Source organism: Kurthia sibirica, assembly GCF_003143975.1.
GTDB classification, from domain to species: Bacteria; Bacillota; Bacilli; order Bacillales_A; family Planococcaceae; genus Kurthia; species Kurthia sibirica.
Genome location: NZ_QFVR01000027.1, coordinates 19,185 through 35,623, shown reverse-complemented (window position 1 = coordinate 35,623; position 16,439 = coordinate 19,185). Strand labels below are relative to the sequence as shown.

Annotated in this window: 22 protein-coding genes and 1 pseudogene; 11 read left to right on the top strand and 12 right to left on the bottom strand. The window is 37.3% G+C overall.

The genetic code is table 11. The features are described from left to right. From DEX24_RS17900 to DEX24_RS15030, 3 genes are all read left to right on the top strand, one after another. On the top strand, nt 1–81 hold an 81-nt coding region (locus tag DEX24_RS17900), incomplete at its 5' end, for an IS3 family transposase (RefSeq protein WP_146193002.1). 227 nt (nt 82–308) lie between these two features. After that, complete coding sequence (lipA, locus tag DEX24_RS15035) at nt 309–1,220, top strand: lipoyl synthase (RefSeq protein WP_109307238.1); 912 nt, start codon at nt 309–311, stop codon at nt 1,218–1,220. A gap of 32 nt (nt 1,221–1,252) precedes the next feature. Then, complete coding sequence (locus DEX24_RS15030; protein WP_109307235.1) at nt 1,253–1,657, top strand: YutD family protein; 405 nt, start codon at nt 1,253–1,255, stop codon at nt 1,655–1,657. Between the two features lie 143 nt (nt 1,658–1,800). Here the strand turns inward: DEX24_RS15030 and DEX24_RS15025 are convergent, their stop codons facing one another. Next, entirely contained in the window at nt 1,801–2,067 is a 267-nt protein-coding gene (locus tag DEX24_RS15025; RefSeq protein ID WP_109307234.1) for a DUF3055 domain-containing protein, read from the bottom strand. A gap of 89 nt (nt 2,068–2,156) precedes the next feature. Between DEX24_RS15025 and DEX24_RS15020 the strand changes: the two genes are divergently transcribed. Both DEX24_RS15020 and DEX24_RS15015 read left to right on the top strand, forming a co-directional pair. Beyond that, on the top strand, nt 2,157–2,609 hold the full coding sequence (locus DEX24_RS15020) for a DUF86 domain-containing protein (protein WP_109307233.1): 453 nt from the start codon (nt 2,157–2,159) through the stop codon (nt 2,607–2,609). A 1-nt stretch (nt 2,610) separates the two neighbouring features. After that, a complete protein-coding gene (locus tag DEX24_RS15015; protein WP_109307232.1) occupies nt 2,611–3,369 on the top strand; it encodes a TIGR01457 family HAD-type hydrolase in 759 nt (252 codons plus the stop codon). A 64-nt stretch (nt 3,370–3,433) separates the two neighbouring features. Here the strand turns inward: DEX24_RS15015 and DEX24_RS15010 are convergent, their stop codons facing one another. Then, nucleotides 3,434–3,670, bottom strand: coding sequence for a YuzB family protein (locus tag DEX24_RS15010; protein WP_109307231.1), 237 nt, complete (start codon nt 3,668–3,670; stop codon nt 3,434–3,436). 173 nt (nt 3,671–3,843) lie between these two features. Here DEX24_RS15010 and DEX24_RS15005 point away from each other — a divergent pair, with 173 nt between their 5' ends. Beyond that, nucleotides 3,844–4,911 (top strand): NAD(P)/FAD-dependent oxidoreductase, encoded by a 1,068-nt coding sequence (locus tag DEX24_RS15005; RefSeq protein ID WP_109307230.1) that lies wholly within the window; start codon nt 3,844–3,846, stop codon nt 4,909–4,911. A 103-nt stretch (nt 4,912–5,014) separates the two neighbouring features. Here the strand turns inward: DEX24_RS15005 and DEX24_RS15000 are convergent, their stop codons facing one another. After that, a complete protein-coding gene (locus DEX24_RS15000) occupies nt 5,015–5,347 on the bottom strand; it encodes a YuzD family protein (protein ID WP_109307229.1) in 333 nt (110 codons plus the stop codon). A gap of 256 nt (nt 5,348–5,603) precedes the next feature. Between DEX24_RS15000 and DEX24_RS14995 the strand changes: the two are divergent. Beyond that, nucleotides 5,604–5,825: pseudogene (locus tag DEX24_RS14995) on the top strand (NifU family protein); the annotation flags it as partial. A 73-nt stretch (nt 5,826–5,898) separates the two neighbouring features. Here DEX24_RS14995 and DEX24_RS14990 read toward each other — a convergent pair. After that, nucleotides 5,899–6,576 carry a DUF2225 domain-containing protein gene (locus tag DEX24_RS14990; RefSeq protein ID WP_109307227.1) on the bottom strand — a complete coding sequence of 226 codons (678 nt, stop codon included), beginning with the start codon at nt 6,574–6,576 and terminating at the stop codon, nt 5,899–5,901. Between the two features lie 143 nt (nt 6,577–6,719). Between DEX24_RS14990 and DEX24_RS14985 the strand changes: the two genes are divergently transcribed. From DEX24_RS14985 to DEX24_RS14975, 3 genes are all read left to right on the top strand, one after another. Further along, a complete protein-coding gene (locus tag DEX24_RS14985) occupies nt 6,720–7,082 on the top strand; it encodes a HesB/IscA family protein (protein WP_109307226.1) in 363 nt (120 codons plus the stop codon). 128 nt (nt 7,083–7,210) lie between these two features. After that, nucleotides 7,211–7,702 carry an NUDIX domain-containing protein gene (locus DEX24_RS14980; RefSeq protein ID WP_109307225.1) on the top strand — a complete coding sequence of 164 codons (492 nt, stop codon included), beginning with the start codon at nt 7,211–7,213 and terminating at the stop codon, nt 7,700–7,702. 72 nt (nt 7,703–7,774) lie between these two features. Beyond that, a complete protein-coding gene (locus tag DEX24_RS14975; RefSeq protein ID WP_109307224.1) occupies nt 7,775–8,104 on the top strand; it encodes a YuiB family protein in 330 nt (109 codons plus the stop codon). A 236-nt stretch (nt 8,105–8,340) separates the two neighbouring features. Here the strand turns inward: DEX24_RS14975 and DEX24_RS14970 are convergent, their stop codons facing one another. Continuing rightward, nucleotides 8,341–8,814, bottom strand: a complete 474-nt coding sequence (locus tag DEX24_RS14970) for a divergent PAP2 family protein (protein WP_186819623.1) — start codon at nt 8,812–8,814, stop codon at nt 8,341–8,343. Nucleotides 8,815–8,905: 91 nt separating this feature from the next. On the opposite strand from DEX24_RS14970, the gene DEX24_RS14965 reads away from it, so the two are divergent. Further along, the gene (locus tag DEX24_RS14965; RefSeq protein WP_109307222.1) at nt 8,906–10,414 is read left to right on the top strand and encodes a leucyl aminopeptidase; all 1,509 of its coding nucleotides are present in this window, start codon (nt 8,906–8,908) and stop codon (nt 10,412–10,414) included. 229 nt (nt 10,415–10,643) lie between these two features. On the opposite strand, the gene mnhG is transcribed toward DEX24_RS14965, so the two are convergent. From mnhG to DEX24_RS14930, 7 genes are read right to left on the bottom strand one after another with little or no spacing between them, the layout of a single operon-like run. After that, nucleotides 10,644–11,006, bottom strand: coding sequence for a monovalent cation/H(+) antiporter subunit G (gene mnhG, locus DEX24_RS14960; RefSeq protein WP_109307221.1), 363 nt, complete (start codon nt 11,004–11,006; stop codon nt 10,644–10,646). Then, nucleotides 10,990–11,271 carry a Na(+)/H(+) antiporter subunit F1 gene (locus DEX24_RS14955; RefSeq protein ID WP_109307220.1) on the bottom strand — a complete coding sequence of 94 codons (282 nt, stop codon included), beginning with the start codon at nt 11,269–11,271 and terminating at the stop codon, nt 10,990–10,992. The genes mnhG and DEX24_RS14955 overlap by 17 nt, the downstream gene beginning before the upstream one ends. Further along, a complete protein-coding gene (locus DEX24_RS14950) occupies nt 11,268–11,747 on the bottom strand; it encodes a Na+/H+ antiporter subunit E (protein WP_109307219.1) in 480 nt (159 codons plus the stop codon). The genes DEX24_RS14955 and DEX24_RS14950 overlap by 4 nt, the downstream gene beginning before the upstream one ends. Nucleotides 11,748–11,754: 7 nt before the next feature. Next, on the bottom strand, nt 11,755–13,239 hold the full coding sequence (locus tag DEX24_RS14945; protein WP_109307218.1) for a Na+/H+ antiporter subunit D: 1,485 nt from the start codon (nt 13,237–13,239) through the stop codon (nt 11,755–11,757). Further along, nucleotides 13,232–13,573, bottom strand: a complete 342-nt coding sequence (locus tag DEX24_RS14940; protein ID WP_109307217.1) for a Na(+)/H(+) antiporter subunit C — start codon at nt 13,571–13,573, stop codon at nt 13,232–13,234. Before DEX24_RS14940 ends, DEX24_RS14945 begins: the two co-directional genes overlap by 8 nt. Further along, nucleotides 13,573–13,995, bottom strand: coding sequence for a Na(+)/H(+) antiporter subunit B (locus DEX24_RS14935; protein ID WP_109307216.1), 423 nt, complete (start codon nt 13,993–13,995; stop codon nt 13,573–13,575). Before DEX24_RS14935 ends, DEX24_RS14940 begins: the two co-directional genes overlap by 1 nt. Then, nucleotides 13,982–16,402 carry a Na+/H+ antiporter subunit A gene (locus DEX24_RS14930; protein WP_109307215.1) on the bottom strand — a complete coding sequence of 807 codons (2,421 nt, stop codon included), beginning with the start codon at nt 16,400–16,402 and terminating at the stop codon, nt 13,982–13,984. The genes DEX24_RS14935 and DEX24_RS14930 overlap by 14 nt, the downstream gene beginning before the upstream one ends. Nucleotides 16,403–16,439: the final 37 nt, after the last annotated feature.

The following is a 16,439-nucleotide window of genomic DNA, read 5'->3' as shown; positions in this document are numbered from 1 at the left end:
ATTCACTTCTACAATCATCAACGTTATCAAAAACGACTAAACGGCCTGAGCCCTCTAGAATTCAGAGCTCAAGCCGCTTAGTTCAATTTTTATTATTTCCGCTGTCTACTTGACAGGGAGCAGTCCACTGTGAGAATGACTCTTTTTTTATATGGTTTTCTTAAACCTATTAAACTACTCTGATTAGAGTATGGGATGTAAATGAAATAGGACAAAAATTCCAAAAATGAAAGTTGTCACAGCTGGTTGTTTATGGTACATTGTCACAGTAAAGAGGAATTTTAAATAGTGATGGGAGCTGAATGTCTGTGTCATCTTGTAAGCCAAATAAAGAGGAACATATGCGTAAACCCGATTGGTTAAAAATTAAATTGAATACGAATGATGAATATCGTGGATTAAAAAAAATGATGCGCGAGAAAAATTTACATACAGTGTGTGAGGAAGCGAGATGTCCTAATATACATGAGTGTTGGGGTGAAAGACGAACTGCCACATTCATGATTTTAGGTGATATTTGCACGCGCGCTTGTCGTTTTTGTGCGGTGAAAACTGGTTTACCAAATGAATTAGACCTTCAAGAACCAGAACGTGTTGCAGATTCTGTTGTACTAATGAATCTTAAGCATGTTGTTATAACAGTAGTAGCTCGTGATGATTTAAAAGATGGCGGAGCGAGTGTTTTGGCGGAGACAGTTCGTGCTATAAGACGTAAAAGCCCACAAACATCTGTGGAAGTTTTACCATCTGATATGGGTGGGATTGAGGAGAATTTACAAATTTTAATGGATGCAAAACCGGATATTTTGAATCATAATATTGAAACGGTGCGTAGTTTAACAAAACGAGTACGTGCACGTGCAACCTACGATCGTTCGCTAGAATTTTTACGTCGTTCAAAAGAAATGCAGCCAGAAATTCCAACTAAGTCGTCACTTATGATAGGATTAGGGGAGACGGAAGAAGAAATTATAGAAGTGATGGATGATTTACGTGCCAACAATGTAGATATTATGACGATTGGTCAGTATTTACAACCTACGAAAAAGCATATTGCAGTTAAGAAGTATTATTCTCCACTCGAATTTGGTAAGTTGCGTAAGATAGCGATGGATAAAGGCTTCAGTCATTGTGAAGCGGGTCCTTTAGTGCGCAGTAGCTACCATGCTGATGAGCAAGTGAATGCTGCTACAAAACAACGTCAAATGCTTAATCAATAAGCACGAATCTTTCATAATTGGAGGATGATGACATGATTATTGCGGGCTCTTTTGAATATACGATTGAAAAAGATTATAGAGAAGCATTTACAGAAGAAGACTTTACAAACCGTTTTAGCGATATACTAGCAAAATATGATTTTATCGTTGGTGATTGGGGTTATGGTCAACTTCGTTTAAAAGGTTTTTATGATGATCAAAATACAAAAGCAACATTTGATACAAAAATAGGTACATTCCAAGATTACTTGTATGAATATTGTAATTTTGGCGCAGCTTACTTTATTTTAAAGAAAGGGGAAGCCGTTAAAATTCAGACGGAAGACCCCATTGTAGAGAAAGAAACACCAGTTGAAGAAAATACGACAGAAGCATCTCTAGATATAGAAGCAGAGCAACCTGTTGCAACTGATGATGAAACGCCAACTCAACAATAATAAAACAGCAGAACATTCTTTAAGTAGACTGGTTCTGCTTTTTTTATTCTTCGCTACTGTTATTTCGTGTAGAATCTTTTCGAGTGAAAGACAAAACAACTAGTAAAGCCTCCTACATCATTGTAGGAGGCTTTACTAGTTGTTTAATGGACTAATTCATGTAAATAGTCGCGCAGCTCTTGCGCTTCATCTGGTGGACGATTAAAAACATGCTCCAAGTAACCCGGTTCATCTAAATCATCTGAACCGATGATGGCAAAACGGCTGTATTGCATATCTAAAACGAGTATTTTCCCGTAGAAGCGTGCACTTTGCATAATGGCTAAATCATAGCGCTGATTTTCACCCATAAAGCTTACAAAACGAGTATTGGTTTCTTCTTGATCATCATATAAGAAAAATCTTTCCATAATTCATCGCACTCCTTCCGTACATAAAGATATGGTACTATAGAAGGGAGCGAACTATCAACATTATTTATTTGAATGGAGGAAGTACTTTGTATTTCATCGACAGTAAAAAAATTACCAATAATTTAAATTATATGGATTCTTTATTAACAACATTTGAATCGCAGCCAAATTGGGCCAAAGATACAGTGAGTGAACTAGCCGTTGCACGGATCGCAAACGTTTTAATTGAAGCGATTATCGATGTAGGTAACACGATGATTGATGGCTTTATTATGCGTGACCCAGGAAGTTATGAAGATATTATAGATATTTTAGTAGATGAAAAAGTGATTACAGCAGACATGGATGCACCAATCAAACAATTGATTAGCCATCGTCGTGTATTAGTTCGTGATGTATTGGAAGTTGATGTTACAGCCTTAATCACCACTTTAAATGAGGTGTTACCAATATTAAAACAATTTAAACCAGCTGTTGAAGCGTTTGTTAAAAAAGAAGCAGGTATTGTTGTTACAGCCTTTATCCCAGAGGAAAAATAACATGAAAACATATACTGCTTATTGCTTTGATTTAGATGGTACTGTCTATCATGGTCAGGAAGTTATTCCAGAGGCGCTTCAAGCTATAAAACGTTTGCGCAAAAGTGGCGTGAAGCCATTTTATGTGACGAATAATGCAAAGATGACACAGCAGCAAATATATGACAAAATGTCAGGGATGGGGATTGAGCTAGAACTGGATCACATTATGACATCTGCAATTGCTACAGCAAAGTATATCGCATTGCATTATCCACAAAAAACCGTCTATATGGTAGGCGAAGATGGTTTAAGACAAGCGTTGCTTGCCGAGGGTATCCAAATACTAGACGACCATGCTGATATTGTCGTACAAGGTATTGATTTTCATATTACCTATGAAAAAATAGAAGAAGCTTGTTATCAACTTCAAAATGATGCGCTTTACATCGCTACGAATAGCGATATTAAAGTGCCAAGAGAACGTGGTTTTGTACCGGGGAATGGCAGTCTTGTAAACCTCATTAGTGCGGTCACAAATAAGACGCCCTTGTTTATCGGAAAACCAGAACCACATATGCTTCAAATGCTTCAACGTAGTTTTAATCTCGAAAAAGACCGTATGATTATGATCGGAGACAATTATGATACGGATATTTTAGCGGGCGTACATTTTGGCATTGATACATTGCATGTGAATACAGGTGTTACATCGACAGCTGAACTATTGAAAAAAGAGCAACCAGCTACATATACGATGCAAACATTACATGAATTATAAAAAAATCCCAGTGCCTGACAAATAAATCGTCAGGCACTGGGATTTTATGTTGTTAAATACTATATTAAAATAGTGGATTTTCTTCAATAAATTGATAAATTTTCTTCGTCAGCTCTTCAGGAGTATCAGCTTCTACCATCTCGCCATTAACTAATGCATATAAAGTATCTGAACAACGGGTACAATAACTTAAGCAACCGTATTCAAGTACATCAATATTCGGGTCATTTTCTAATGTTTCAAAAGTATCTTGTGAGCCATTCACTAGGTTGCTGACGCAAAATTCTACTAATGGATTCATATTACGTCACCTCGTCTCTACAAGGGATAGTACTATTTTTTTAGGCATTCGTCAATTAATCAAATTCATTTGTGAAATTTATCACAAAGATATTGTGAAATTAATCACAATCGTTTATACTCTTAATGGATACTAATTATTGTAACGAAATAGACATATTAAAGGAGAATTCTATGAAAAACCTAGTACTATTAGGTGGTGGATATGGTAATATGCGCATCCTATTGCGCCTTTTACCAAATAACTTGCCACAGGACGTTCAAATTACGCTAATCGACCGAGCGCCATATCATAGCTTGAAAACAGAATTTTACGCCCTAGCGGCTGGTACTACGCCAGAAACACATATGCGCGTAGCTTTTCCGGAGCATGAGCGTTTATCGATTGTTTATGGAGAAGTAACTGAAATTGACCGTCAACAAAAAATGGTGCTATTAGAAGATGGCAAAAAAATTGCCTATGATGATCTAGTTGTTGGCCTTGGTTGTGAAGATAATTATCATAATGTACCTGGCGCAGCGGAAAATTCATTGAGCATTCAAACGATGGCAAAATCACGAAAAGCATATGATGCTATATCAGCATTACCTTCTGGCGCAACAATAGGTGTTGTTGGAGCTGGACTATCGGGTATTGAATTAGCATCAGAATTACGTGAAAGTCGTTCAGATTTAAAAATTAAATTATTTGATCGTGGCCCACGTATTTTAAAAGACTTTCCAGAACGTCTGTCAAAATATGTTCAAAAATGGTTCGATAAAAATAACGTAGAAGTAATTGCAAACTCGAATATTAAAAAAGTCGAAAAAACAGCACTTTTTAATCACGAGGATCAAATTAATGTAGATCTTGTTGTATGGACAGCAGGTATTCGTCCAGTTAGCGTCGTACGCAATATGGCTGGAGTCGAGTTAAAACAAGGTCGTGTAGCGGTCAATCAGTATATGCAATTACCGATAGATTCATCTGTATACATCGTAGGTGATTGTGCAGCATCTCAATTTGGACCAAGTGCCCAGCTTGCTGAAGAACAGGGTGAACAAATTGTTGTTACACTTAAGCGCATTTGGGCAAATGAGACATTACCAGAAAAAATGCCAGATATTAAATTAAAAGGTTTCATGGGTGCATTAGGCAAAAAACAAGGTTTTGTTTATTTAGCAGATACAACTGTTACGGGACGTATTGCTCGCTTAATGAAATCAGGGCTACTTTGGATGTATAAAAACCAAAACGGTTAAGCCATTATTCAATGAGAAACAGGCATCAGCTAGTCCACTTTGGACTAGCTGATGCCTGTTCTTTGGTTGACGATGTGAGGATCAGCATGCAAACCTCTATTTGTTATTTAGCGGGTGCTTGAAAACCAAATTGTTCAAGTGCTTTATAAACAGGTGGGAGTTGAATGAAGCCCTCACCAACGACTGTATTATTCACGAGAACAAGAGGGTAGAAAAGTTCGTCATTATTAATCTTTTCTACCCATTCCATATGACGTGCATCTACAATCGGTTCTTCAATATTAATATATGTAATTGTAAAGGGTTGGTCAGGGTATTTACGACCGATTGCAGCTTCCAACCATTCATATGTATCAATGGAAGATGGTGCATTCACGCAGCTTGCACATTGAATGCTAGCACCGAGTATTTCGACAATAACAGCATGCTCTGACATAGTAAATCAACCTCGCTTTGTTAGTATATTTGATGTTCAATTATAGCGTACTATTAAATAGTTTTTTTTTCAATTACTTCATTCTAAATGATAAAGAATGTTTGAAATAACTTCATACTTTTGGCTGAAGCTTGTTGAATTATTTTCTTAATAAGGTATGCTTATAATATGTGACAGTAGAAAATATCAGTGAGAAATACTTTCATTTTACTAGTGCACAGATTATAATGATTTTAGGGAAAGGAGTCGATATAACATGACAGAACAAGTACAAGAAGTATTAGATAAATTACGTCCGTTCCTTTTACGTGACGGCGGTGACTGTGAATTAGTCGACATTGAAGATGGAATCGTAAAACTACGTTTACTAGGAGCATGCGGTAGCTGCCCAAGTTCTACAATTACACTTAAAGCTGGTATTGAACGCGCATTATTAGAAGAAGTACCAGGCGTTGTAGAGGTTGAACAAGTATTCTAAATAGATAACAGGGACGTCGATTTGTTCGATGTCCCTGTTTTTTTGTATTATGATAGATGGCAGAGTATGCGTGTCAATCTTTTTTATTGTCGCGCATTTCCTGCCAAATAGCCTTTGTTTTTTTCAAAATACTTATTTCAGTCGTCGTATTTTGTTGTTCAATTATTTTAGAAAAATATTTAGTAGCCATGGTGAAATCACCCAGTCTACGTGATAATTCACCGACTAAAAAGAGTACTTTTAATTCTGTCATAGTGGAACCAGCATAATCGCCGACTAAGTAGCTTTCAATATATTCTTCTCGTGCACTTTCTAAAAAACGTAGCTCCCACTCGATTTTATCTTGCTCTCGATACAACCATGCTGTTCTAAGGGCAAGTCCTGCTAAGATAATATGTTTTTCTTTTTTTATTTCACCACAAATAATGGCCAATTGATAAGTCTGAATCGCTTGAATTAAAGATCTTTCACCACTAAATGAGTGAGGCTCCCAGTGATCACAAATTCTTTTTTTAAGCATGTCGGCTGAGCCTGGTGCAAAGTATTTTGAGAAATCTTCTGTAAAAGCTAAGCCGCAATGTTCACATACGAAGACATTATAGTACATAGGATTCACAGTTTTATAGACAGCTCTAAAATCCGAGTCAGTATGCTCAAGTTTTATAGTGGATTTCCGTATTTTAGTAGTAGTAAAGTCTTTTTGACAATGAATACATGTCATTAGTTTATCAAAATAAGGAATAATTTCCATATTAACAGTCCCCACTTCTTATATATGGTATAAGACTATTATACCATATAGACATTGGAAAAGGGCGTATATAACATGAGAGAAGATATTTTACTCTTTGCTGTAAAATTGATATGATAGAATATAGAAAGAAGGTGAAGCATATGACACAAATTGTAGATATTACCGAATCAGCGGTATTTCATATTAAAGAAATGATGAAAAATAACGAAGAAGAAAATTCATACTTACGTGTTTCGATTAAAGGTGGTGGCTGTAGTGGTCTCACATATGGCATGGGCTTTGATACTGAAAAACAAGAAGATGATTTCGAGTTGAATGAATTCGGATTAAATATAATCGTTTCAAAAGCAGATGCAGATATTTTAAACGGCACAGTAATTGATTATAAACAATCACTTATGGGCGGCGGTTTCACAATCGACAATCCAAATGCTACAGCTTCATGTGGCTGCGGAACATCATTCCGTACAGCGACTAAAGCAGGTACTCCAGGTAATTGCTAATAGTAAAACGTACAAAAAACCCAATCAGCGTCAGCTGATTGGGTTTTTTTATTTAGGTGTATGAAGTGCGTAAAAAGAGGGAATCTATTAATATGAAAGGATAGGTTATAGAGAAAGGAAGATGGCTGATGGAAAAAAGTGAACATACGAGAGTTTGGTTAGGCGTTGCAGGTTTAGTCATCAATGAAAATGGTGAATGGCTTGTCGTCAGAAAACGTTATAGTGGCCTCGATGGTAAATGGTCTTTGCCGGCAGGTTTTGTGCAGCCCGGGGAAACGGTCGATCAAGCTTGTCTACGTGAGTTAGAAGAAGAAACAAATGTCAAACCTTCTATTCAAGGGCTTTTAGGCTTTCGAACAGGTGTTATAAAATATGATATTAGCGATAATATGGCAGTATTTTTGTTGACAGCAAATTCTATGGAACAACAAATAGTGCCACAGTTAAACGAATTGTATGAGGCATGTTGGATGTCACCAGAGCTTCTAAAAAAAGATGAACGAACATCATTGATGATCATGGAATTAATGGCCTTAGAATTAACGGCAAAACCAAAAACATTATCTGAATTAGACAAGGATAATGTTTTTGGTTATACAGAGTATAAATTATTTTTTTAAAATGATTGTCATATTTGAAAGATAACAACCAATCATGTAAACTAATGGCAATACATATTGGAGGTTTCTGACATGGGTGGTAGCATTTCAATTATACAATTGGTTTTATCAATACTAATTTTTGTCGTGCTTTTTTTTGGAATTGGCTTTTTATTAAATATGCTATTAAGAGTGACATGGTTAATGGCCTTTATTTATCCAATCATCGTTATTTTAATTATTGATAAAGTAAAGTTTTTAGATTATTTTTTCCAACCAGGAACAGCATTTCCACAACTATGGCAGCGTTTAATAAGCTTGCAAAGTTCGGATGTCATCATTTTAGCGAGTGGCCTAGTCGGAGCGATTATTTCTGGTATCGTTATCAAGTTATTGAGGAAAAACGGCTATCAAATGTTTTAATTAAAAAATGAGGCTGAGACAGAACAAAAATAGTCTGTCTCACATACGAATCATCAAATCAATTGAATGCGCTGAAAATCCCACAGGAACGCAGTGACAAGGCGTGTGAAGCCATGTCCGTGGAAAGCGTTTTTTGAAGCGGAAATTGATTGAATTGAAATGAATAATCCCGTATGATTTCGAAAAATCATACGGGATTTTCTTTGTTGAAAATACGTTTGTTCAGGCTCATTTTTTTAGAAGAAATTATAGTAAATGATACTGATTAAAATACCAGTAATGGCACCAAAAACCATTTCACTTTTTTTATGTCCTAATAATGTTTTTAATTCTTTTACTTTCTCTTGGCTATCTTTTTCTGGCCAATCTTTCGCTTCACGAATCAAATGTTGGAAATCTCGTCGTAATTCATTGATAATAAGAGCATGCTGGCCTGCTTGAAAACGTATACCTGTTGCATCAAACATGACAATAATTGCAAAAACTGCTGATACAGCAAAGAGTGGGGAATCCATTCCTGCTTCAAAGCCGATCGCAGTAGTCAAAGCACTTACTGCAGCCGAATGTGAACTAGGCATACCACCCGTAGATAGGAAGAAGCTTGGCTGAAATTTTTTTTCAACAATACCATAAATGGGTATTTTAATCAGTTGGGCAAAAAATATAGCAAAAACTGCTAACATTAAGGGTGTATTATGAAATATACTCATATTCAGTCAGATCCTTTCAAGACAACGGTTAGTAACGTCAATATACCATAATAACCTGTAAAACACGCACTAATAAAATGGAGGAATTCACATGCAATTTTCAAAAGAACAGTACAATTTCGACACAATTGAAGCAGATGTTTTAATCGTCGGTGTATCACAACACCAAGACCATGTCGCAGAGTGGTCAAATTATATTACGCTATTTGGTGAACAAGTGAATACATGGCTAAAGGATCACGATATTAACCCTGAATTGAAAAAGATAACTAAAATACCTAATTATAGTGATAAAGTTGCTGTGAAACGTGTGCTATATGTCGGCTTAGGTAATCGTAAAATAATATCACCAACAGAACTGCGTGAAGCATTTGGTTTAGTTGGCAAACAGTTGAACGCTATGCGTGTCGAGAATGCAGCGCTTTGGTTAGATTCATTTATTACGGAAGAAATTCCAGCGACAGATGCAGCGATTATCGCAACAGAAGGTATGGGTATGGGCGCGTATACTGTAGCGAATTATAAAACGGACAATAATTTAGCAGATGTACATTTGGATGAATTGAAGATAATTACAAAGGCAGATCTTACAAGTATTATTGCGTCTTTAGAGGTCGGTGAAATTTATGCAACAGCTGTTAATGAAGCACGTAAATTAATCAATGAACCAGGTAATATTTTAACAGCTACTGCATTAGCAAATTACGCAAAAGAACTTGCTGAAACCTATGATTTTGATATCGAAATTCTAGACAAAGCACAACTTGAAGAATTAGGGATGGGGGCAATTTTAGCAGTCAATAAAGGCTCTAAAGAAGAACCGCGTCTTATTACGATCAAATACAATCCAAAAGATCATTGGGATGACGTTGTCACATTTGTTGGTAAAGGAGTCACATTTGATACAGGCGGTTACTCCATCAAAACAAAAACAGGCATCGTTGGTATGAAAGGTGATATGGGCGGAGCAGCTGCAGTACTAGGTGCCATGCGTATTATCGGTGAACTGCGCCCCGATCAAAATGTCATGGCAGTTATTGGGTCAACGGATAATATGATAGATGGTAATGCATTCAAACCAGATGATGTGATAACAACATACAGCGGTAAAACGGTAGAGATTCTAAATACGGATGCGGAAGGTCGTTTAGTGTTGGCTGACGCCGTATCTTATGCTAAACAACAAGGTGCAACTGCGATTATTGACCTTGCGACACTAACAGGAGGTGTCATTACAGCACTTGGTTTTGATAAAACAGGTGCACTCACAAATGATCAAGTATTTTATGATTCATTCCTAGAGGCTACAGAGGAAGCAGGGGAATTTACTTGGTTAATGCCACTGACATCAAATGATAAAAAACGTATTCGTAAATCAGATGTCGCAGATTTAAACAATTCACCAGGTGGTGATGGTCATATGATTTTTGGTGGTGGCTTTGTCGGTGAATTTGTAGGAGATACACCATGGATTCATCTTGATATTGCTGGTACATCCGATACTTCATCGGCATATGATTTAGGACCTAAAGGTGGTACGGGAGTTATGGTACGCTCTTTGGCAACGTATATTGAACGAAAAGCAGCACAGAGTGAATAATACTTTTCATACGCAACACGTCGACATGTTAATTGTCGGCGTGTTTTTTCGTTCTATCGTATTTACGCTTCTGTTGCAAAGTTTACTTGCTGCTTGAAATTCAGAAGAAAAGTCATGTCCTTGAAATTTGGTGAGGTTTTAAACTTTGCAATAGAACCTCAATTTGACAGTGAGCCTCATTTTCTACAGAGAAAAAGCCAGCAACTTTTGAGATTGCTGGCTTTTATAGTTATTTTTCACATGCCTTTTTGCGATCATATTCTTTTTTTAGGTCGTCTTTAACTGTCCCCTTCCAAGGCTTAACACCAGAGAAGTAAGCTGCACGAGCCATCAGATGACCACCGACTGGTCCTGTGATAAACAAAAAGAGAATCCCTAGTAATAAGCGTGGATTGTAGACACCTTCTTCGGCCCAAAAATAGATAAATGCACCAATCAGTATAAACATGACACCAAGCGTCGCGCTTTTAGAAGCCGCATGAGCACGTGTATAAACGTCTGGAAATCGAATTAAGCCGATTGCTGTCACGATTATGAAAAACGTGCCTAGCGCGATGCTAAGAATGATTAACGTATTAATTAGAATCATCACGGTCAATAATCTCTCCCTTCTCTATAAATTTAGAAAAGGCAATTGTACCGATAAACGATAGTATAGCAAGTAACAATGCAATATCGATATAAAAACTCGTTTCGACATAAATCGAAAATAATCCGACAAGTGCAATGACAGATACACCGATTGAATCGAGTGCGATGACACGGTCAGGAGCTGAAGGACCTTTAACAAGGCGATACACGAGCCCGATAAGTGCTAATGAGATGAGGATAATCATAGCAAGTATGAAGTTCATCATGAGCGACTCACCTCCAAAATAGCTTCTTCAAATGAATCTTTAATAGATCGAATTGTGGCGTCCACATCATCTATATCGATAGCATGGATATATAACAGCTTGGAATCATCCGATACATGTACGACAATCGTCCCCGGCGTTAGGGTGATTAGACTTGATAATAATGTCACTTCCCAATCTTTTTCAAGGACTGTTGGGTATTCAAAAAATGCGGGTTCCATTGTGTTTTTTGTAGCCAGTGCAATTTTCACTACGGCAATATTTGCTAGCCATAATTCTTTGAAAAATAAACAAGTTAGTTTGATCACTGCCCAAAGACGATGGAGATAAAAGCGACTAGTAAACATATTGCGCATAATATAAAGCATAACAAGCCCTAATAAGTAGCCGATGATCAAGCCTTGACCTGTGAAGTTAATCGACAGGAACATCCAAATGAGGGCGATAAAGAAATTGAGTAGTATTTGAATAGCCATTTTCTTATCACTCCTTCAATACTGCATCTGTATAAACAGATGGATTTAATAGTACGTCAGCTGCATCACGCATATAAGGCATGATCCATTCAGCACCAACACCATAAAAGACAGTAATCGCAACTAAGATGGTAGCTGGAATATACAGACGCCAGTAACCTTGACGTTTTTCGACTGCGACAAGACGTTTTTCTTCGCCCCAAAAACCGTAGATGAAGATGCGAATAACAGATAGTAAAACAACTAAACTCGATAATAATATCCAGATACTAGACCAAATATGATCCGCTTCAAATCCACCTTTTACGATGAGCATTTTTCCGATAAAGCCACTTAAAGGTGGAATACCAGCTAGACCAAATGCAGCAATTAAATAGGTCCATGCCAATGATGGATAGCTACGCATCATACCGCCCATTTTCCGTAGATTTTCCGTACCCGTTAAGAAAATCATAATACCGACTAGGAAAAATAATGCTGCTTTTATTAACATATCATGGACGAGATAATACATTGCACCAATCATGCTAGTATCATTCATTTGAGCTACACCAAATAAAATGACACCGACTGCAATCACAATATTATAAATAATAATATTTTTAACATTGAATGTTGAAAGTGCGCCAATACAACCAGCTAAAATAGTAAGTACACTCAATACCAGTAGAATCATATGGGTATAGCCAATATCATGAACGAAGAACAAAGTATATGTACGCATAATTGCGTAAACACCGACCTTCGTTAGCAGCGCGCCAAATAGTGCGAGTACAGGAACAGGGGGTGCGGCATAAGAGCTCGGTAACCAAAAGAACAAGGGGAAAATAGCTGCCTTCAAACCGAAGACCACTAAAAATAAAATACCGATTGTTGTAATGATTCCTGGCTGATTGATTTCTGCGATTTTCACCGAAATATCAGCCATATTTAATGTGCCAACTACCGAATAGAGTAGGGCAACTGTGATGACAAATAAAGCAGATGAAACGACATTTACTAAAATATATTTCATCGATTCACGTAATTGTTTTTTTTCGCCTCCGATGACACTTAATAAATAAGAAGCCATAAGTAACACTTCGAAAAAGACGAATAAATTGAAAATATCACCAGTCATGAATGCGCCATTGACACCAGTAAGCATTAATAATACACCAGGGTAATAGAAGAATTTTTCACGTGCAATGCCAATGGATTTAAAACTGTATACCACTGTAAATAATGTAATGATGACACTTGTTGTAATAAGCAAGACAGCAACCATATCAGCGACCATCGAAATACCAAATGGTGCAGGCCAATTACCAAATGTGACGACCTGAATACCTGATGTGTGTACGATCTGGATAAGTGCCAGTGAACAGCCTGTTGTAATAATGAGACCAATCATCGTCAAAGTGCGTTGATAGATGATGTTTTTAGGAGCGAACATCAACAAAATCGCTGTCAAGAAAGGAAGTATGATTGGCAATAGTAAAAAGTTAGTCATCCTTTAATTTCCCCCTCAATTCATCGATATTATCAGTACCTAATTCCTGGTATGCACGATAGGCTAGTACAAGGAAAAAGGCAGTAACACCAAAGCTAATAACAATCGCTGTTAAAATTAATGCTTGAGGTAAAGGATCGGCCATATTTTTAGCCCCTTCAGCTAAAACGGGTGGCGCATCGTTCGTTAATCCACCCATTGTTAAAATCAAGAGATGAGCACCGTGGCTCAATAAACCTGTACCGATAATAATACGTAAAATACTTTTAGATAAAATAAGATATACGGCAGCCATGAATAAGAAGCCGATTACAAAGGCCATTAAAACTTCCACTATTCATCGCCTCCAATTGATTGAATGATAATCATCGTGACACCTACGACAACAAAATACACACCTAAATCGAAAATCATCGCAGTATGTAGTTCGGTGTCACCAAGTAAAGGAATATTAAAATGGTCAAAATAATGCATGAAGAAGGCCTCTCCAAAAAATGCAGATAAACTAGCTGTGCCTAAAGCAAGTAGTAAGCCAACTGCTGTCAATGTCATATAGTTAATTGGCAAGAGATTCTTCACCGTTTTTAAATCGTATGTTAACAAGAGAAGAACGAGGGCACTAGCTGTTAATAAACCTCCAACGAAGCCGCCTCCAGGAGCAAAATGCCCCGCTAAAAAAATATGAATCGAGAAGAGGAAGATGATGAAGAAAACAACCTGTGTCGTCGTTTTCAAAATGACATTATTCATTTTCATGTGATTTCTTCTCCTTTCGAGATAAACGAAGCTTAATCATACCGATAATCGCCATCCCAGCAATTGATAGTACGGTAATTTCAAATAATGTATCAAAGCCACGGTAATCTACGAGAATAACATTGACGATATTACCACCGCCAGCTTCTGTAAAGACCGTATCTTTGTAATACTGACTAATAGAAGGAATAAGTTTTTGAGATTGCGCAGAAAGTGCCAACAAGGTCACCATGATGCCTACGCCTAGAGCGATTAAAAAGTTATTGATTTTAAAAGGCATGCGCTCTTCTATACGATATCGCTTCGGTAAATGGTAAAACGCTAGTAAGAATAATGCGACGGATACCGTTTCGATTACAAGTTGAGTCAAGGCTAAGTCAGGCGCATTGAAGATGATGAAAAATAACGCCACAGAATAACCGACTGCTCCGAGCGCAATAATCGCTGTTAATCTTGATTTTGCTAATAGTACGGTCAACGTACCGACGATTAAAACGATCACGATGGCTACTTCAAAAATACCGATTTTTGCTGTATGTGCAAAACTGAATTTGAAACCATCCTTGAGGAATAATGTTGTTACTACAAGCGCTACAATACAAGCGAACATATACATTAAATAATGTCTAATAGCACCTGTCATATATAGATTGGACAATTTTTTACTGCCAACATCAGCAGCGAGCATTAGTTGGTCATATAAATGATTGAAGGACCATTTTTCTGGCACGAGTGTATAAATTTTCCGCCATTTTTTCATCGTTGAAAATAAGATGAAACCAACAATGACAACTGCTATCGTCATCCAGAGTTCCGTCGATTTAAAACCGTGGAAAGCTTTGACTGTAATATCGATCTCACTAGCAGAACGATAAAGTTGCGGTTGGATAGCTAATACGGCCGGTTTGACGAAATACTTACCAATTATATTAGGGATGAAGAAAATAATAACGACAAAACTCGCTAAAATAATAGGCGAAATTAGCATGCCAAATGGTGCTTCATGAGGTTTTTTAGGAAGTTCTTTATAATCACTTTTCGCAATGAAGGTGTTGTAAAGGAAATACAAACAATAAGCAAAAGTGAAGACGCTTGCGACCCAAGCTATGATAGGGATGATCGCTCCCCATGTGTCAAAATTGAATAATGTGAACTCTTTTAAAGCAAGCATCGAAGTGAAAAATAACTCTTTGCTCAAGAAACCGTTAAATGGGGGAAGACCCGCCATCGATAAACTACCAATTGCAGCGACGGTAAAACTGATAGGCATCAGACTCATCAAGCCACCAAGTTTACGTATATCACGTGTGCCTGTTTCATGATCGACAATACCAGCAATCATAAAGAGACTCCCTTTAAAAGTAGCGTGATTGATGAGGTGGAAAATCGCTGCGAAAGCTGCAAATTTGAAGATAGCAGAAGACCCGCCATCAACATGTAGTGAGATAGCTGCAGCACCGAGCATCGACATGATAAGACCGAGCTGACTAACTGTAGAAAATGCGAGAATCCCTTTGAGGTCCGTTTGCTTGAGTGCAAAGAAAGATCCCCAGAATAATGTAATCAGTCCACTGCCGAGTACAAGCCAAATCCAATATTCACTAATAGCGAATATTGGGGTCAGTCGAGCGACTAAATAAATACCTGCTTTGACCATTGTCGCAGAGTGTAAATAGGCACTAACCGGTGTTGGAGCTTCCATTGCATCAGGTAACCATATATAAAATGGGAACTGAGCCGATTTTGTAAAGGCTCCAAGTAAAATAAGTACTAAAGCCAATACAAAATAAGGTGAGCTCGCTAAAGTAGGAGCTTGAGCCACTAAGTCACGAATGGAATATGTATCACCCATATTAGCAACTAATAAAAACCCACCCAACATCATTAATCCACCAAAAACAGTAATCATCATCGATTTGAGTGCGCCAAATCTTGATTTATCGCGATTATACCAATAACCAATTAGTAAAAAGGATGATATAGATGTTAGCTCCCAAAATAGATAAAGGCTAATTAAGTGATCTGATTGAACAACTCCAAGCATTGCTGTCATAAACATAAGCAAGTAGAAATAGAAATTGTGCAACTGTTCTTTGTTCTTGTCCAGATAAAAGATGGAATACAGAACAACGAGCGCCCCTATCCCGGTGATTAGTAAAGAAAAAAGTAAGCTCAACCCATCGATATACGAGGTGAAAGATAAATCTAAAGATTTTACCCAATGAAAAGTTGACGTATAAGGACCATGATTTTCAAGCTTCGTCACGAAGGTTGCATAATATACCGCTAAAGAAGCTGGTACGAGCAAGACGAACCACCCAGTGTGTATCGAAGGAAGTTTTTTAAACAATAACGGTATGAGTAGAGCGCAAACTACCGGTAAAAAAATAAGTAATACTTGCGTCAAAAGAATTCTCCTTTCGAATGAATCAATGTGATTAAAG

What these genes read in the sequence shown, in the direction of transcription:
- DEX24_RS15030 (WP_109307235.1), top strand. Translation starts at nt 1,253, where the DNA reads ATGATTATTGCGGGCTCTTTTGAATATACGATTGAAAAAGATTATAGA.
- DEX24_RS15025 (WP_109307234.1), bottom strand. Translation starts at nt 2,067, where the DNA reads ATGGAAAGATTTTTCTTATATGATGATCAAGAAGAAACCAATACTCGT.
- DEX24_RS15015 (WP_109307232.1), top strand. Translation starts at nt 2,611, where the DNA reads ATGAAAACATATACTGCTTATTGCTTTGATTTAGATGGTACTGTCTAT.
- DEX24_RS15010 (WP_109307231.1), bottom strand. Translation starts at nt 3,670, where the DNA reads ATGAATCCATTAGTAGAATTTTGCGTCAGCAACCTAGTGAATGGCTCA.
- DEX24_RS15005 (WP_109307230.1), top strand. Translation starts at nt 3,844, where the DNA reads ATGAAAAACCTAGTACTATTAGGTGGTGGATATGGTAATATGCGCATC.
- DEX24_RS15000 (WP_109307229.1), bottom strand. Translation starts at nt 5,347, where the DNA reads ATGTCAGAGCATGCTGTTATTGTCGAAATACTCGGTGCTAGCATTCAA.
- DEX24_RS14990 (WP_109307227.1), bottom strand. Translation starts at nt 6,576, where the DNA reads ATGGAAATTATTCCTTATTTTGATAAACTAATGACATGTATTCATTGT.
- DEX24_RS14985 (WP_109307226.1), top strand. Translation starts at nt 6,720, where the DNA reads ATGACACAAATTGTAGATATTACCGAATCAGCGGTATTTCATATTAAA.
- DEX24_RS14980 (WP_109307225.1), top strand. Translation starts at nt 7,211, where the DNA reads ATGGAAAAAAGTGAACATACGAGAGTTTGGTTAGGCGTTGCAGGTTTA.
- DEX24_RS14975 (WP_109307224.1), top strand. Translation starts at nt 7,775, where the DNA reads ATGGGTGGTAGCATTTCAATTATACAATTGGTTTTATCAATACTAATT.
- DEX24_RS14970 (WP_186819623.1), bottom strand. Translation starts at nt 8,814, where the DNA reads ATGAGTATATTTCATAATACACCCTTAATGTTAGCAGTTTTTGCTATA.
- DEX24_RS14965 (WP_109307222.1), top strand. Translation starts at nt 8,906, where the DNA reads ATGCAATTTTCAAAAGAACAGTACAATTTCGACACAATTGAAGCAGAT.
- DEX24_RS14955 (WP_109307220.1), bottom strand. Translation starts at nt 11,271, where the DNA reads ATGATGAACTTCATACTTGCTATGATTATCCTCATCTCATTAGCACTT.
- DEX24_RS14950 (WP_109307219.1), bottom strand. Translation starts at nt 11,747, where the DNA reads ATGGCTATTCAAATACTACTCAATTTCTTTATCGCCCTCATTTGGATG.
- DEX24_RS14945 (WP_109307218.1), bottom strand. Translation starts at nt 13,239, where the DNA reads ATGACTAACTTTTTACTATTGCCAATCATACTTCCTTTCTTGACAGCG.
- DEX24_RS14935 (WP_109307216.1), bottom strand. Translation starts at nt 13,995, where the DNA reads ATGAAAATGAATAATGTCATTTTGAAAACGACGACACAGGTTGTTTTC.